Below are 15,100 nucleotides of genomic sequence, written 5' to 3'. Positions count from 1 at the left end.
CCCCCCCCCCCCCCCCCCCCCCCCCCCCCCCCCCCCCCCCCCCCCCCCCCCCCCCCCCCCCCCCCCCCCCCCCCCCCCCCCCCCCCCCCCCCGCGGTGCTCGACGCGAACAAAGAACAGCCGCCCGACGCCCGGGGGTTAGCCCTACCGCATCTACGCCCGCTGCCCCGATGGATCAGTGGCGGAGGAACACGCAGGCTGAAGGAGTCCGGATTCGCGAGGCACTCGCACAGTGCCCGAGGAGGTCTCCCATGCCCGTTCGTTCCCATCGGCTTCCGTGTGTTCGCGCCTCGTCTCCCGGGCGGCGGTGGGCGGGCGCGGCAGCGGCGGTGATGGCCGCCGCCCTGGCCGTGAGCGGCACCCTGCCCCCGGACGCCGCGCAGGCCCACGGCTCCGGTGATGTCGTGCGCAAGGGGCTGGACCGCCTGGTGCACCAGGACCGCTACCCCGCGGCCCTTGCCGCCACCGTCGACAGAGGCGGGCGCACCCACCACTTCACCGCCGGTGTCGCGGATCTGAGGACCGGGGCGAAGGTGCCGGTCGACGGACAGGTGCGGGCGGGCAGCAACACCAAGGCGTTCACCGCCACGGTCGTCCTGCAACTGGTCGGCGAGGGCAAGGTCGTTCTCGACGCCCCCATCGAACGGTATCTGCCGCATCTGGTGCGGGGCGAGGGTATCGACGGCCGCCGCATCACGGTCCGTCAGCTACTGCAGCACACCAGCGGGCTGCCCAACTACACCGACCTCATCAGTGATCCCACCGGCCGGGAGCGCCACACCTACGTCCAGCCCCGCACCCTGCTCGACGTGGCGCTGGCGCACAAGGCGCTGTTCGCTCCCGGGACCCGCTGGTCGTACAGCAACACCAACTACCTCCTGGCCGGCCTGCTCATCGAGAAGGTCACCGGCCGCCCGCTGGCCGAACAGCTCACCCACCGGGTCGTCGACCGCATCGGGCTGCGCCACACCTACTTTCCCGGAGTCGGCGACCAGCGCATCCGCGAAGCCCACCCCCAGGGCTACTTCGCGGCGAAGCCCGGCGCGCCACTGGAGAACATCACGGAGCTGGACCCCTCCTGGGGGTGGGCCGCCGGGCAGATGATCTCCACCCCGAGCGACCTGAACCGCTTCTTCACCGCCCTGCTCCGCGGCGAGCTGCTCAAGCCCGCACAGCTCGCCCAGATGCGCACCACGGTCGAGGTCCCCGAGAGCGCCGGTCTCGGGCCCGGCGTCCGCTACGGGCTGGGGGTGACCAGCACCCGCCTGCGCTGCGGCACGACGGCATGGGGGCATGGCGGTGACATCCCCGGCTACGGCACCCGTACCGGCGCCACCGACGACGGCCGTGCCGTCACCGTCGCCGTCACCGCCGACGGACCGGCCACCGAGCGGGGCCCCGCCGACGTCCAGGCCCTCCTGGGCGCCACACTCTGCAGGGACACGCGTCCGTCCGCGGAGCCGGGTGGTACCGCCGCCCCGAAGGCCGGCTGACTCCACGGCCGGGAAATCCCGCGCCACTTGGTCTGTCCTGCAACGCACTTCGCCGGACGCGTGGAGGACGCAGCCGGGGGCTGGCACGATCAACGGCCATGAATGATCAGGAAACCGCCGCGGCTCAAGCTCTGCGTCTGGTGACGGCCCGCTTCCCGCACGCACTGGGGGCCCTGCTCGGCGGCTCGGCCGCCCAGGGCCGCGCCACTTCGACGAGTGATCTGGACGTGGCCGTCCTCGTACCGGACTCGGACCGCAGCCGCCGGGAGGTCGTCCGCCATGACGGTCGCCTGGCCGAGTTGTTCGTGAACACCGTCGCGGACGTACCCGAGTTCTTCGAGTGGGACCGAGCCCGTCGCCGCGGCACCGTGCTGTTCGTCTATGCCGACGGCCTGCCCCTGTACGACCCGCACGGGCATCTGGCGCGTACCCGCGATCAGGCGCGAGCGGTGCTTGCGGCCGGCCCGCCCCCGCTCAGCCCGACGGAGTGGGAACACGGCCGTTACGTCCTCACCTGCTACCTGGACGATCTGGTCGACACCTCGCCCGCCGACCGGTACGAGCAACTGGCCCTCGCCGACCACGCCCTGCGCGAGGCGGCGCACCTGATCACCGCCCACCACCGGGCATGGACGGGGATCGGCAAATGGCTTCCGCGCAGGCTGCTCGGCGCGGACCCGGAACGGGGCAGGGCCCTGCTGGATGGTCATCGGGCGGTGGCCGAAGGCGCCGACCCCGTCCCGTTGGCGGCCGCGGTCGAGCAGGTGCTCGACCTGCTCGGAGGACCGCTGCGGGAAGGGTACGCACGCCCCTGGCGCGCCTGAGCCGGCGAACAGGCCACCGACCGCGCTCCCGGAGCGGCTGTCGGCGGGGCGACGCGACCGCGACACGACACCGTCAAGTGATCGGCGCGTCGTTGAAGTGGTTGTGGGATATGTCGTATTAGCCTTCAGTAACTGTACGAAGTCGATCACTCACAGATCGCATCCGTCCAACTTACCGGAGATGAACAATGCGCAAGCTTCACAAGGCTGCCGTGGTGGTTGCTGCACTCGGCAGTGTCGCCTTCCTCGGCGCCGGCACCGCTCAGGCCCACGACGGCAAGGGAGGTGGCGACACCTGGGTCGTCAAGTCGGGCAGCTCCTGCCGGTCGCACGACCTGAACGTCGACGTCCTCGGCGAGGTCGGCATCCTCAACGGCGTACTGGGCAACGCGCTCAACGGCGAGGGCCCGGCGGGTGCGCAGTCCACCCCGATCGGCTCGAGCATGGGCTGCAACAACCTGGTCGGCGGCGGCGGCAAGTAAGCACATCGGGCCCGGTGTCCAGGCGCGAGCCTGGCACCGGGCCCTTTTGTGCCCGGGGGACGTCGGTTGTGTCGTGGGAACGCCGGCCGACCGGTCGCCGTTCTCGGGGCACGAATGCGGCGGAGCCCGGCCCGGTGACTGATCCGGGACGGGCTCCGCCTTCCGATGTGGCCACGGCGCCCGCGCAGGGGGCGGGCGGGCTCAGCCGAGTTGGGACCCGGTCTTCTCCAGGGCCTCGCGCACCGGCTGGTAGAAGGTCTGGCCTCCGAGGGTGCAGTCGCCGCGGCCGCCCGAGGTCAGGCCGAGTGCGTGATCGCCGTCGAAGAGCGGGCCGCCGCTGTCGCCGGGCTCCGCGCAGACGGTGGTCTGGATCAGGCCGTCGACCGCGCCCTGCTGGTAGTTGACGGTCACGTCGAGCGCCATGACCACACCACTGCGGACATGCGTGGTGCTGCCGCTGCGCTGCACCTGCTGGCCCACGATCGGCTCGGCCGCCTTGGAGATGGTCTGCGTCTTGCCGTTGTAGAGACTCACCGAGCTGGGGTGCACCACGTCGGCCGCGGTGTACCGGGCGAGCGCGAAGTCGTCGCCGGGGAAGGTGGCGTCGTCCGTCGCCGCGGCCTCGGTGCCCCCCATCGTCGCGGACCAACTCCGCACCGCATCGCCGCAGTGTCCGGCGGTCAGGAAGTACGGCTGGCCGCCCTTGACGACGTTGAAGCCGAGCGAGCAGCGGGCGGTGCTGCCCCAGATCGCTTCGCCGCCGGCGAGCAGCGGGCGCAGTTCCGCCGACGAGCGGGTGAGGCTGGCCCGGTCGCCGAGCGCCGAGGCGGCCGCCTTGAGCTGGTCGAAGTCCTTGCCCTTGACCGTGGGGTCGGCGACGATGACCACCTTGTTGAGGCGGGGATCCATCGCCCAGGACGTCCCGGGAATCCTCACCTGCTCCTTGAGGGACGCGCGGGCGGTGTCCAGCGTGGCGAGGGAGTGCTTGACGATCTTCGGCTGGGCGCCCGCCGCACGGACCTTGGCGGCGGCCGCCTCACTGGTCACGTTCACGATGAGCGCGCGGTTCTCGGCGTCGTAGTAGGAGCCCGCCCCCTCGCCGCCGAGACTGGAGCTGATCTCCTTGGCGCGCTGTGCGGCGGTGGTCGCCGTCGGTGGGTCGGAGGGCGGGCCGGGAGCGGCATCGGCGCTCGGCTGGGTGAGTACGGCAGTGATCAGGGCCAGGGCCCCGGCACCGGCGACGAGGGTGCGAGGCTTCGATACTCTCGTGCTCTTCAATTCAGGACCTCTGGTGGAGTTCGGGCCGGTAGCGGAGTCCGGCCCCGGAGGGGCGGGGGCGTTCCCCGGTCATCAAATCTCTCCCCTGCCCCTGCTGGGTACTACACCCGCACAGGCCACAGCTGAGGCGGAATCACCTGTACGGCCGGTGCCGGGGGCTTGCTCCACCGGGGTGAGGCCGACGTCCTGGTGGGCTCACCCTTGGTGGTGTGGCGGAGTACCCAGGCCCCGGGTGCCGGCCCGCCGCCCACCGCGACCCCGGTCGGCCGTCGCCTCGGCCCCCTGCGGGTCTCCGACGGGTTCCTCCGCCCGCACCGGCTCTGGCGTGTGTCGACCCACCAGTCATAGGGGCGTATTCCTCTTCGAGGCACCGGGTTCCGGCCAACCTGGCGGCGGAAGTTGCCCGTTCAGTTGTTCGACACGTTCAATCGGCCTTGATCGCGGGAGCACGGATCTTCGGTCGCCGTGCGCCGCCTGAACGAGGAGCAGCTTGCGTGAACGCCGATACCCCCCACATCGACCCGGGTGACTCCTACACCTCGCCCGGCCGGACGGAGAGCCCCGTGCGCTCCTACACGGAGTGGGATCCGCTGGAGGAAGTGATCGTCGGCATCGTCGACGAGGCGAGTTTCCCGACCTGGCACCTGGCCCTGCCGCCCGTGCTTCCCGGCAATCAGCACGCGACCTTCCGCCGTAACGCGGGGCGGCCGTTCCCGCCCGAGCAAGTCGCCGCCGCCCGCGCCGAGCTGGAGGAGCTGGTGCGCATCCTGGAGGGGGAGGGGGTGACGGTCCGGCGGCCGGAAACCATTCCTCAGCGGACGCCGTACACCACGCTCGACTGGACCAGCACCGGTATGTACGCGGCGATGCCCCGCGACGCGATTCTCGTGGTCGGCGACGACATCATCGAATGCCCCATGGCCTGGCGCTCCCGCTATTACGAGAACCTCGCCTACCGGCCGCTGCTGAAGGAGTACTTCCACGGTGGCGCGAAATGGACCGCGGCGCCGAAGCCGGAGCTGACGGACGATCAGTTCGACCAGGACTGGACCGACCCCGGTGAGGACGGCCCGCAGCGGCTGGTGGTGACCGAATTCGAGCCGACCTTCGACGCGGCCGACTTCACCCGCTGCGGTCGTGACATCATCGCCCAGAAGAGCAATGTCACCAATGACTTCGGTATCGAGTGGCTGCGCCGGCACCTCGGCGACGAATACCGTATCCACGTCTTCGAGTTCAACGACTCGCACCCGATGCACATCGACGCCACGCTCGTTCCGATGGCGCCGGGCAAGCTGCTCATTCACCCCGAGCGGGTGCCCGAGGTGCCGCAGCTCTTCAAGGGCTGGGATGTGATGGCCGCACCCGCTCCGGTCATTCCCGATACGCACCCGCTGTACATGACCAGCAAGTGGATCAACATGAACATCCTGATGCTGGACGAGGAGCGGGTGATCGTCGAAGCGCAGGACGAACCGATGATCGCGGCGATGAAGCAGTTCGGCTTCCAGCCGATCCCCTGCAATTTCCGCAATTTCAACACCTTCGGCGGATCGTTCCACTGCGCCACGGTCGACGTCCGGCGCCGGGGAACCCTGCAGTCGTACTTCTAGGGCCTGTCCGATGGGTCAGGGTCGGAAAGGCCCTAAGGCCCGACGGGGTACCCGCCGCTTCCGGCCGGACGCCCAGGGTGTCAGGACTCCGCGGACGTCCCGGGCGCCGGCCGGAGCATCGACGCAGACAGGAAACTCGCAGACCGCAGGCGTCACGTGATGTGCTGAAGTCCCCCGGTGCGTTCATACCGGGGCACTTCAGCACAAGGACAGCAGTTGACCCCGTACTCCCTGGCGTTCTACATGGACGTCGTCAGCACCGGCACCGTGCTCGGCGTGCGTCCCACGGACTCTCCCGACCGGGTCGCCGAGGTCCTGGGGCCGGACTTCGGTGAGAACCGGTTCGGCGACACCGGCATGTGCCGTGACTACGGCCTGGCCGAGTTCCACTGGGACCGCGCCGGCGCCGAATCCCCCTGGTCGGGCCACCACTTCACCGTGCAGGTGCACAGGCTCGGATACCGGAGCCACACGAAGGCACTCGTCGGCGACGCGCTCCGCGCCCGCTACGGGCGGTTCACTCCCCGGCTCCGGTTCCGGAAACTGCAGCGCCTGCTGGAGCGGCGCGGCATCCCCCTGCTGGAGATCCCGGAACACCCGGCGAACGCGCCGTACTACCGGAAGTTCTGGCAGCCGGATTCCCATGTGGCGGTCTCCGTCATCGGCACCTACGGCAGGTACAGCACCCCGGACGATCTACGGGTCGGCGATGTGTACAGCCTCCAGGCACCGGTGTCCGCCGACGAGGTGGCGTGGCGGAGGGGGAGGGCGGGGTAGCGCCGGGCCGGTGGGTGGCGCAGGAGCCTGCCACGGTCGGGTACGGCGGGGGGCGCCCCTCACGTCACGGAGAAGCCGCCGTCCACGAACACCGTCTGTCCCGTCACATACGCCGCGCCCGGACCGGCCAGGAACACCGCGGCGCCCACGAAGTCGTCCGGTTCGCCGTTGCGCCCGGCCATCGTCCGGCCCGCCATCGCCGCGGGTCGGTCGGGGTCGGTGAACAGCGCCTCGGTCAGCGGGGTGCGGACGAAGCCGGGCGCGATCGCGTTGACGCTGACGCCGTGCCGCGACCAGGCCTCCGCCTGGGAGCGGGTCAGGGCGGAGAGTCCGGCCTTGGACACCCCGTAGGCCCCGCTGTTGCCGAACGCGCGGATCGACTGCTGTGAGGCGAGATGGATGATCCGCCCCCAGCCGCGGTCCGCCATGCCGGGCCCGAAGCGCTGCCCGAGCAGGAACGGCGCATCGAGGTTGACGGCCATGGTGCGATCCCATTCGGCGGCGGTCAGCTCGCCCAGCGGGGGACGGGGGTTGACCCCGGCGGCATTGACCAGGATGTCCGGTTCGCCGTGCTGGCGCACCACCTCCTCCGCGCCCTCGCGGACGGCCTCCCGGTCGCGCAGATCGGCGGCCGTCCAGTCCGCCGTACAGCCCGCCGCACGCAGCCGGGCGGTGGCGGCGCGCAGCGGCTCCTCGCGCCGGGCCAGCACCACCACCTTGGCCCCGGCGCGCCCGAGCGCCTCCGCGATGGCCAGGCCGATGCCCGAACTTCCGCCGGTGACCAGGGCGGTGCGGCCGGCGAGCGAGAAGAGCGCGTCGAGGTAGGCGGTGGTGGTCATGGTCTGCGGTGCCTCCTGCTGAGGTGCGGCTGTAGGGAAGTGATCTGGCGGGGGTCCTGTACCGGTACCCGTACCGAGCTGATCTTGCCGGAGGCGTGCGGCGCCGTGTCATCCGCCCTCCCGTGGCCCGCCGGCCCGCCCTCCCGTGGCCCGCCGGCCCGCCCTCCTGTGGTCCGCCGGCCCGGTCGCCCCGTGCGGTCCGTGCGGCCCGGAGCGGGCACTCCGGGCGAGGGGCGCTCCGGCGACCGCTTTGCGGCGGTTCAAGGGGATCGGAACCGCCTCCTCCGGTTTCGCCCCGGGCGGGGTCCTGTCGAGTGGGAGGCGATCACGAGATATCTTGATGTCGAGCAATGTTGCAGACGTGGAGCGGAGCACCCGGTGACTGACTCGACCATCATCTACACCCACACTGACGAGGCCCCGGCCCTGGCGACGTATTCGTTCTTGCCTGTGATCCAGGCGTACGCGTCGACGGCGGGCGTCAATGTGGAGACCCGTGACATCTCTCTGGCCGGGCGCATCATCGCGAGCTTCCCCGAGCGTCTGGAGGAGGGACAGCGCATCGAGGACGCCCTCGCCGAGCTCGGTGGGCTGGCCAAGACGCCCGAGGCCAACATCATCAAGCTGCCCAACATCTCGGCCTCGATCCCGCAGCTGAAGGCCGCGATCGCCGAGCTGCAGGAGCAGGGCTACGCGCTGCCGGCCTACCCGGACGACCCCAAGACCGACGAGGAGCGCGACATCCGCGCCCGCTACGACAAGGTCAAGGGCAGCGCCGTCAACCCGGTCCTGCGTGAGGGCAACTCCGACCGCCGGGCGCCGGCGTCGGTGAAGAACTACGCCAAGGCCCACCCGCACCGCATGGGCGAGTGGACCGCCGGCTCCAAGACCAATGTCGCGCACATGACCAACGACGACTTCCGCTCCACCGAGAAGTCCGTGGTGATCGCCGAGGCCGGTTCGCTGCGCATCGAGCTGTCGGGCGACGACGGCTCGACCACGGTCCTGCGCGAGTCGGTCCCCGTGCTCGCCGGTGAGGTCGTCGACGCCTCCGTGATGCGGGTCGCCGCGCTGCGCGAGTTCCTCGCCGCGCAGGTCGCCCGCGCCAAGGCCGAGGGCGTGCTGTTCTCCGTGCACCTCAAGGCCACGATGATGAAGGTCTCCGACCCGATCATCTTCGGCCACGTGGTCCGGGCGTTCTTCCCGAAGACCTTCGCCAAGTACGGCGAGGCGCTCGCCGTGGCCGGCCTGACCCCGAACGACGGCCTCGGCGGCATCTTCAAGGGCCTGGAGCTGCTGCCCGAGGGCGCCGAGATCAAGGCGTCCTTCGACGCCGAGCTGGCCGAGGGCCCCGAGCTGGCGATGGTCGACTCCGACCGCGGCATCACCAACCTCCACGTACCGAGCGATGTCATCGTCGACGCCTCCATGCCGGCCATGATCCGCACCTCCGGTCACATGTGGGGCCCGGACGGCCAGGAGGCCGACACCCTCGCGGTGCTGCCCGACAGCAGCTACGCCGGCATCTACCAGGTCGTCGTCGACGACTGCCGCGCGCACGGCGCCTACGACCCGTCGACCATGGGCTCGGTGCCCAACGTCGGTCTGATGGCGCAGAAGGCCGAGGAGTACGGCAGCCACGACAAGACCTTCGAGATCCCCACCACGGGCACCGTCCGGGTCGTCGACGCGGCCGGCAACACCGTGCTGGAGCAGGTCGTCGGCGCCGGCGACATCTTCCGGATGTGCCAGACCAAGGACCTGCCGATCCGCGACTGGGTCAAGCTGGCCGTCACCCGCGCCCGGGCGACCGGCAACCCGGCGGTGTTCTGGCTCGACGAGGACCGCGCGCACGACGCGCAGCTGATCCAGAAGGTCAAGACCTACCTCGCCGACCGCGACACCGACGGCCTGCAGATCGAGATCATGGCGCCGGTCCACGCGATCAAGTTCTCCCTCGACCGCATCCGCCGCGGTGAGGACACGATCTCGGTCACCGGCAACGTGCTGCGCGACTACCTGACCGACCTGTTCCCGATCCTGGAGCTCGGCACCAGCGCCAAGATGCTCTCGGTCGTCCCGCTGATGAACGGCGGCGGCCTGTTCGAGACCGGTGCCGGCGGCTCCGCGCCCAAGCACGTCCAGCAGCTGGTCAAGGAGAACTACCTCCGCTGGGACAGCCTGGGTGAGTTCCTCGCGCTCGCGGTCAGCTTCGAGCACCTCGCCCAGAAGACGGGCAACGCGCGCGCCCAGGTGCTCGCCGACACCCTCGACCGGGCGACCGGCTCCTTCCTCAACGAGAACAAGTCGCCCAGCCGCCGGCTCGGCGGCATCGACAACCGCGGCAGCCACTTCTACCTGGCCCTGTACTGGGCCCAGGAGCTGGCCAAGCAGACCGACGACGCCCAGCTCGCGCAGGCCTTCGCCGGCCTCGCCAAGACCCTCGGCGAGCAGGAGCAGACCATCGTCGACGAGCTGATCGCGGTGCAGGGCTCGCCGGCCGACATCGGCGGCTACTACCAGCCCGACCCGGCGAAGGCCGCCGCCGTCATGCGGCCGTCGGCGACCTTCAACCAGGCGATCGCGAGCCTTTCCTGACGCGAGCGCCGCACACGGTCCACCCCGCCCCGGCCGGCACTGCGCCCGGCCGGGGCGGTCCCGTCGCACGGGTGCGCCGGGATGCCGAACCGCCGCCTGGAAGCGATTGCTCCGGCGCCGTACGCGGCATCATCAGGCCGTGGACTCCACCCAGCCGCTCCTCTTCCTCGACGTCGACGGCCCCCTCAACCCCTGGCTGGCCAAGCCGCATCGCCGCCCCAAGGGCTACACCACGCTGCGCATGCGCCCCACGGGCTGGGAGCCGCCCCGCCCGGCCCTGCGGGTATGGCTCAACCCCGACCACGGCCCGCTCCTGATGGGCCTGGGCTTCCGGCTCATCTGGGCGACGACCTGGAAGACGGAGGCCAACACCTGGATCGCCCCCGTACTCGGCCTGCCCGAGCTGCCCGCGCTGGACTGGCCGCGGATGCACCATCAGGACCCGGACGGCGTCCACTGGAAGACCCGCCACCTCGTCGCCGCCGCCGGGGGCCGCCCCTTCGCCTGGGTGGACGACGAGATCAGCGCCCGCGACCACGCCTGGATCGCCCGCCACCACAGGGGGCACGCCCTCCCGCACCGCGTCGACCCCACCAAGGGACTCCTCCCGGACGACTTCGCCACGCTCCGGGCCTGGGCAGCCGGACAGTCCGGCGCCGGGAGCGGGACGGCGGGCAGATAGCGCCCGCCGCCGGCCTCAGCCCACGAGGTCCAGTACGGGCCGCAGTCCGTCCGGGCGGCGGTCCACCGGCAGCGGGTCCACCGGCAGGAACCCGCATCCGATCGCCGTGGCGCCGCCGTCCGCCCGGCGGTCGTCGCCCACCATCAGCACGGCGGACGGGGCGAGCCCCAACTGACGGCAGGCCAGGGCGAAGAGCCGCGGATCGGGCTTCTGGATGCCCTGCTCGAAGGAGAGCACACAGCCGTCCACGTACCGCTCCAGGCCATGGGCGCGCAGCACCGGCCGCAGATCCCAGCCGATGTTGCTCAGTACGCCGACGCGGACGCCGCGCCGGTGCAGCTCGGCCAGCACCTCGGCGGCGTCCGGGTACGGGTGCCAGGCGTGCGCCGTCTTATGGCGCTCGTAGAGCGCCTCGTACAACTCCGGGCGGGGGAGCGGGACTTGGCGCGCCAGGCCGGTGTACACCGCGCGGTGGTTTCGGGCGTCGCGGTCGCGGAGCTCCCACAGCCCGGCCAGCTCGGCGGGCAGCTCGGCGGGCGGGGCGCCGCCGGGCAGGGCGCCCGCCCGCTCCAGCTCGGCCGCCCGGCGGGCGACCTCGGCGTCGTCCATGGCCGTACCGGACGCGGTCAGCGCGGCGCGCAGCCAGGACTCGGCGGACTCGATCCGCAGCAGCGTCCCGGAGAAGTCGAAGAGCACACCCTTGATCGTGGTCATGGGTCTCATCCTGGCCCGTGCGCGGCGCCGGGCCCAGACCGCGTCCCGGGCGCGCGGGCGGTGTACGCCGCGGCCGCCCCGGCCGCCAGGGCGCCGCCCAGCAGCCAGCCGCCGAGGACGTCCGACGGCCAGTGCACGCCCAGGTACACCCGGGTGACGCCGACACCGACGACGGAGACGGCGACCACCGTCCGGGCGGTCCACCGCCACACCGGCCGTACCCCGTGCTCACGCAGCAGCCACAGCAGCAAGGCCCCCGCGACCAGCGCGGACAACGCGTGCCCCGAGGGGAACGCCGCGTAGTGCGCCGTGTCCACCGGATCCGGCCAGACCGGACGCGGCCTGCCGACCACCGCCTTCAGGGCCTGCTGGAGGGCCGCACCGGCGAGCGCGGTGACCGCCACCCAGGCCCCGAGCAGCCGCGCACCGCGCCGTACGAGCAGGCAGACCGCCACCGCGAGGACCGCCCGCGTCGTCCACGGATCCCACACCCAGTCGCTGAGCAACCGGTTCAGGCGGGTCCAGCCGGGCGAGTCCACGGCCGTGGAGTGCAGCGCGCCGGTGACGGCGGCGTCCAGGGACATCAGCGGCCCCCAGCGCAGCACGACCAGAGTGAGCAGCACCGTGAACAGGGCGGTGCAGGCCAGGGCAGGGCGGGTGCCATGAGGCATACCCGGACCCTACGTCAGCGCACTGAGCCCCGGGACGAACGTCACCAGCAGCGGCACGGCGGGCACCAGCGCCGCGACCGCCGTCATCCGCAGCCGGCGGCCGGGGGTGAAGCGGGGCGCGGGGGACAGCAGCCGGTCCACCCGCTGCGGCACCTGGGCGAGCTGGGTCGGGCAGGGGCCGAACACCCCGCGGTCCTCGTTGAGTTCGACCAGCGCCAGGGCTATCGTCAGCCGGCCGAAGCGGCGCGAGGCCGCGTCGTCGGCGGCCAGTTCGACCAGCCGGTGCACCTGGTCGCGGAACGCGGCGAAGACCGGGATCTGCGGGAAGCCGGCCGCGAGCGCCGAGGCGCAGTACAGCAGCAGATCGTGCCGGGCCCGCGCATGACCCTGCTCGTGGGCGATCAGCGCATCGAGCTGACGCCCCTTCAGCCGCCGCAACGCCGAGGTGGTGATGACCAGTTGGGGCGACGGGTGCGCCTGCCACCAGGCCTCCGGGCGGTCGCCCTCCAGGACGACCAGCCGCTCCCCGAAGGGCTGCTCGCCGGGCAGCAGCGGGGCGCGCCGCAGGAGGTCGGCCCGGCGCCGCCGGCGGCGGGCCCGTACCGCCCGCACCTCGCGGGTCAGCGCGACGGCGGTCCACGCGCCGCCGCCCGCCAGGAGCAGCGCCAGCACGCCGGCCCACGGCCCGTACCCCTTGAGCGCGTACGCCTCGACGACCACCCGCGGTGCGAACCCGAACACCGGGCTGCGCACGGACTCCCAGGCCGCGGCCGCGCTCAGCGACATCGCCAGCACACAGCACAGCAGCAGGGCGGCCACCACGCACTGCCACACCCACAGCGCGAGCACCGGCTCGCGGTCGGGCCAGTCGGAACGGGCCATCAGCCGAGGCGCCATCGCCGCGGCCAGCGCGCCGAGAACCATCAGCGCGATCGGGACCATCATGCCGTCACCCTATGAGCGCGCGGATACTCGTTGGTACGGTCACGCATCGGAAGTGACGTATGCCACGCCTGCCACAGGTGTGCCTTCCGGAGGGGCGCCATCACCCCGGACGGCGATCCTGCGGGTGTCCGGCGCAGCTCACAGCGCCAGCAGCATCGCCAGCATGGCGATGCCCATGGTCAGCCGGCAGGCCCGCAGCACCCCGGCCGGCCCGGCGGCCGTCGCCGCCACCGGCCCGTCCGCCACCGGCCCCCCGGCCACCGCACCGGAAGCCGGCACCAACCGGAGCCCCGTGGCCAGGACGTACACCGTGTAGTAGGCGAGCAGCAGCCCGGTCAGCAAGGGCACCCCGCCGGGCGCCGCGGGTGTCATCGTCATGGCGCCCATCGGCCCGTCGTGGTGCATCCCGCCGGCGGGCACCGCCATCGCCAGCGCCATGTACACCATCGCCCACGCCCCCACCGCGTGATGCAGATGCCGATGCGTCAGCGCCCACAGGCCCGCGGCCCCGAACGCCGCGGTGAACAGCCAGGGCGACCACGCCGGCGGCGGCACCGCGGACGCCGGCAGCCCCATCACCGCCATCCCCAGGGCCATCAGCCCCTCGCCGCGCGCGGCCACCCGCTGCGCGGCCGGTCCGCGGTGCGCCCGGACCAGGCAGTACGCGCCGGTGCCGGCGCATAGCAGCACCAGCAGCCAGCCGACCAACGGTGGTTGGTGCACGAGGCGCCTCCCCAGGTCCCCTGGTACCCGTACGCGTCGGCTGCTAGATGCCCGGCAGCCGCCCGGCACACGGGAGCGCACGGGCGCACAAGAGGGGAGCGCGGGCCGTGTACCGGGACCGCGAAGGGGAGAAGCGGCGCTCCTTCAGGGCCGGTAGCGCAGCGGATGGTCCGCCGGGACCTGAGTCAGCACGATGCGGTGGCCGTCCGGGTCGGCGATCCACATCTCGACGAGCCCCCAGGGCTCCTGCACGGGCGGCCGCAGCACCTCCACCCCGTGTGCCAGCAACTCCTTGTGCGCCGCCGCCGCGTCCGCCACCTGGAGCCACAGCTGAAGGGTCTGGGTGCCGGGCGCGGTGGCGCGGCCGGAGACCTCCAGGAAGCCGCCGCCGAGGAAGTACACCGTGCCGCGCTCGGGGCCGGTGCCGAACTCCCGGTAGATCTCCAGGCCCAGCGCCTCGCCGTAGAACGCCCGGGACCGCTCGGGGTCGGACGGCCGCAACAACACCCTGCTGCTCAGTACGTGCACCATGCCAGGACCCTACGCCGCCGGCCCGCGGGGCCCGCCGAACGACCCGGCGAACGGCACTGACATGACGCGCACGGCTCTTGTTAGCCTCGTTTCCGTCGATTCCGCCCCTGTCGCCGGCCGCATCTTTCGGGCCTGAGAGGACTCCGCAGACCATGCCCACCAGCGAGCTGACCTTTCGTACCGCCCTCGAAGCCGACATCCCCGGGCTTGTCGAGCTGATCGAGTCGGCATACCGAGGGGACGCGAGCCGGGTCGGCTGGACGACGGAGGCGGATCTGCTGGAGGGGCAGCGCACCGATCCCGAGGGCGTCGCCGCCGTGGTCCGTAACGAGACCGGCCGGCTGCTGATCGCCGAGCGGGACGGCGAGCTGATCGCCTGCTGCCAGCTCGAACACCGCGGGGACCACGCGTACTTCGGGATGTTCGCGGTGCGCCCGGAGCTCCAGGGCGGCGGCCTCGGCAAGATCATCATCGCGGAGGCCGAGCGGACCGCCCGGGAGACCTGGGGCTCTAGCGAAATGCACATGACGGTCATCCGGCAGCGCGAGGGCCTGATCGCCTGGTACGAGCGCCGCGGCTACCAGCGCACCGGGAAGCTCAGCCCGTTCCCGTACGGCGATGAGCGGTTCGGCATCCCGCGGCGCGCCGACCTGGAGTTCGAGCTGCTGGTCAAGCCGCTGGCCTGAGCGCTCCGCGGCTAGGGTCTGTCCGATGGGTCATGGCCGGGTCCGCGGCGTCTGGCACGGCACCTCGCGGCGTTGCCGAAACGTCCCGAGAGCTCCGCTATCGGGACGCTCCGGCGCCTTGCGATGCAGCTCGGCATCCAAGGAGCACATGAGGAGCCGAGACGGAGTTCGCGGTGGGGGTACCTCCCGCGCCCTTAAGGCGTGGGGGAGAACGCAGTGCACCAGACCCCGCGGCCTTTCCGACC

General features: G+C 72.0%; 15 protein-coding genes. 8 read left to right on the top strand and 7 right to left on the bottom strand.

What is annotated here, in order from left to right; all coding sequences use genetic code 11:
- Positions 1-250 precede the first annotated feature (250 nt).
- The 3 genes from ACZ5XZ_RS17115 (at position 251) to ACZ5XZ_RS17105 (ending at position 2,798) form a co-directional block, all read left to right on the top strand.
- Entirely contained in the window at positions 251-1,492 is a 1,242-nt protein-coding gene (locus ACZ5XZ_RS17115) for a serine hydrolase domain-containing protein (RefSeq protein WP_468978608.1), read from the top strand.
- 98 nt (positions 1,493-1,590) lie between these two features.
- A complete protein-coding gene (locus ACZ5XZ_RS17110) occupies positions 1,591-2,316 on the top strand; it encodes a nucleotidyltransferase domain-containing protein (RefSeq protein WP_468978605.1) in 726 nt (241 codons plus the stop codon).
- Between the two features lie 188 nt (positions 2,317-2,504).
- Positions 2,505-2,798 carry a hypothetical protein gene (locus ACZ5XZ_RS17105; protein ID WP_384428364.1) on the top strand — a complete coding sequence of 98 codons (294 nt, stop codon included), beginning with the start codon at positions 2,505-2,507 and terminating at the stop codon, positions 2,796-2,798.
- 201 nt (positions 2,799-2,999) lie between these two features.
- Here ACZ5XZ_RS17105 and ACZ5XZ_RS17100 read toward each other — a convergent pair whose 3' ends face one another.
- Positions 3,000-4,076 carry a S1 family peptidase gene (locus ACZ5XZ_RS17100; protein WP_468978604.1) on the bottom strand — a complete coding sequence of 359 codons (1,077 nt, stop codon included), beginning with the start codon at positions 4,074-4,076 and terminating at the stop codon, positions 3,000-3,002.
- Positions 4,077-4,570: 494 nt separating this feature from the next.
- Between ACZ5XZ_RS17100 and ACZ5XZ_RS17095 the strand changes: the two genes are divergently transcribed.
- Together ACZ5XZ_RS17095 and ACZ5XZ_RS17090 are read left to right on the top strand one after the other, a co-directional pair.
- The gene (locus tag ACZ5XZ_RS17095; protein WP_468978602.1) at positions 4,571-5,689 is read left to right on the top strand and encodes an amidinotransferase; all 1,119 of its coding nucleotides are present in this window, start codon (positions 4,571-4,573) and stop codon (positions 5,687-5,689) included.
- Positions 5,690-5,905: 216 nt separating this feature from the next.
- Positions 5,906-6,466, top strand: a complete 561-nt coding sequence (locus tag ACZ5XZ_RS17090) for a hypothetical protein (protein WP_468978600.1) — start codon at positions 5,906-5,908, stop codon at positions 6,464-6,466.
- Between the two features lie 59 nt (positions 6,467-6,525).
- On the opposite strand, the gene ACZ5XZ_RS17085 is transcribed toward ACZ5XZ_RS17090, so the two are convergent.
- Positions 6,526-7,305, bottom strand: coding sequence for an SDR family NAD(P)-dependent oxidoreductase (locus ACZ5XZ_RS17085; protein ID WP_468978599.1), 780 nt, complete (start codon positions 7,303-7,305; stop codon positions 6,526-6,528).
- A 378-nt stretch (positions 7,306-7,683) separates the two neighbouring features.
- On the opposite strand from ACZ5XZ_RS17085, the gene ACZ5XZ_RS17080 reads away from it, so the two are divergent.
- On the top strand, positions 7,684-9,903 hold the full coding sequence (locus ACZ5XZ_RS17080) for an NADP-dependent isocitrate dehydrogenase (RefSeq protein ID WP_468978596.1): 2,220 nt from the start codon (positions 7,684-7,686) through the stop codon (positions 9,901-9,903).
- Between the two features lie 139 nt (positions 9,904-10,042).
- On the top strand, positions 10,043-10,585 hold the full coding sequence (locus tag ACZ5XZ_RS17075; RefSeq protein WP_468978593.1) for an HAD domain-containing protein: 543 nt from the start codon (positions 10,043-10,045) through the stop codon (positions 10,583-10,585).
- 15 nt (positions 10,586-10,600) lie between these two features.
- On the opposite strand, the gene ACZ5XZ_RS17070 is transcribed toward ACZ5XZ_RS17075, so the two are convergent.
- From ACZ5XZ_RS17070 to ACZ5XZ_RS17050, 5 genes are all read right to left on the bottom strand, one after another.
- Positions 10,601-11,299 (bottom strand): HAD family hydrolase, encoded by a 699-nt coding sequence (locus ACZ5XZ_RS17070; RefSeq protein ID WP_468978590.1) that lies wholly within the window; start codon positions 11,297-11,299, stop codon positions 10,601-10,603.
- 5 nt (positions 11,300-11,304) lie between these two features.
- Entirely contained in the window at positions 11,305-11,970 is a 666-nt protein-coding gene (locus tag ACZ5XZ_RS17065) for a phosphatase PAP2 family protein (protein WP_468978588.1), read from the bottom strand.
- Positions 11,971-11,979: 9 nt separating this feature from the next.
- The gene (locus ACZ5XZ_RS17060) at positions 11,980-12,915 is read right to left on the bottom strand and encodes a M56 family metallopeptidase (RefSeq protein ID WP_468978586.1); all 936 of its coding nucleotides are present in this window, start codon (positions 12,913-12,915) and stop codon (positions 11,980-11,982) included.
- 138 nt (positions 12,916-13,053) lie between these two features.
- Positions 13,054-13,638, bottom strand: coding sequence for a DUF5134 domain-containing protein (locus ACZ5XZ_RS17055; RefSeq protein ID WP_468978583.1), 585 nt, complete (start codon positions 13,636-13,638; stop codon positions 13,054-13,056).
- Between the two features lie 144 nt (positions 13,639-13,782).
- Positions 13,783-14,169: a VOC family protein gene (locus ACZ5XZ_RS17050; RefSeq protein ID WP_468978581.1), complete on the bottom strand. Its 387-nt coding sequence runs from the start codon at positions 14,167-14,169 to the stop codon at positions 13,783-13,785.
- 152 nt (positions 14,170-14,321) lie between these two features.
- Between ACZ5XZ_RS17050 and ACZ5XZ_RS17045 the strand changes: the two genes are divergently transcribed.
- Entirely contained in the window at positions 14,322-14,855 is a 534-nt protein-coding gene (locus tag ACZ5XZ_RS17045; protein WP_468978578.1) for a GNAT family N-acetyltransferase, read from the top strand.
- Positions 14,856-15,100: the final 245 nt, after the last annotated feature.

The organism is Streptomyces sp. NPDC033270 (assembly GCF_055576575.1).
This window is presented reverse-complemented; position numbering and strand designations above follow the sequence as displayed.

What these genes read in the sequence shown, in the direction of transcription:
- ACZ5XZ_RS17115 (WP_468978608.1), top strand. Translation starts at nt 251, where the DNA reads ATGCCCGTTCGTTCCCATCGGCTTCCGTGTGTTCGCGCCTCGTCTCCC.
- ACZ5XZ_RS17110 (WP_468978605.1), top strand. Translation starts at nt 1,591, where the DNA reads ATGAATGATCAGGAAACCGCCGCGGCTCAAGCTCTGCGTCTGGTGACG.
- ACZ5XZ_RS17105 (WP_384428364.1), top strand. Translation starts at nt 2,505, where the DNA reads ATGCGCAAGCTTCACAAGGCTGCCGTGGTGGTTGCTGCACTCGGCAGT.
- ACZ5XZ_RS17085 (WP_468978599.1), bottom strand. Translation starts at nt 7,305, where the DNA reads ATGACCACCACCGCCTACCTCGACGCGCTCTTCTCGCTCGCCGGCCGC.
- ACZ5XZ_RS17070 (WP_468978590.1), bottom strand. Translation starts at nt 11,299, where the DNA reads ATGACCACGATCAAGGGTGTGCTCTTCGACTTCTCCGGGACGCTGCTG.
- ACZ5XZ_RS17065 (WP_468978588.1), bottom strand. Translation starts at nt 11,970, where the DNA reads ATGCCTCATGGCACCCGCCCTGCCCTGGCCTGCACCGCCCTGTTCACG.
- ACZ5XZ_RS17060 (WP_468978586.1), bottom strand. Translation starts at nt 12,915, where the DNA reads ATGATGGTCCCGATCGCGCTGATGGTTCTCGGCGCGCTGGCCGCGGCG.
- ACZ5XZ_RS17050 (WP_468978581.1), bottom strand. Translation starts at nt 14,169, where the DNA reads ATGGTGCACGTACTGAGCAGCAGGGTGTTGTTGCGGCCGTCCGACCCC.
- ACZ5XZ_RS17045 (WP_468978578.1), top strand. Translation starts at nt 14,322, where the DNA reads ATGCCCACCAGCGAGCTGACCTTTCGTACCGCCCTCGAAGCCGACATC.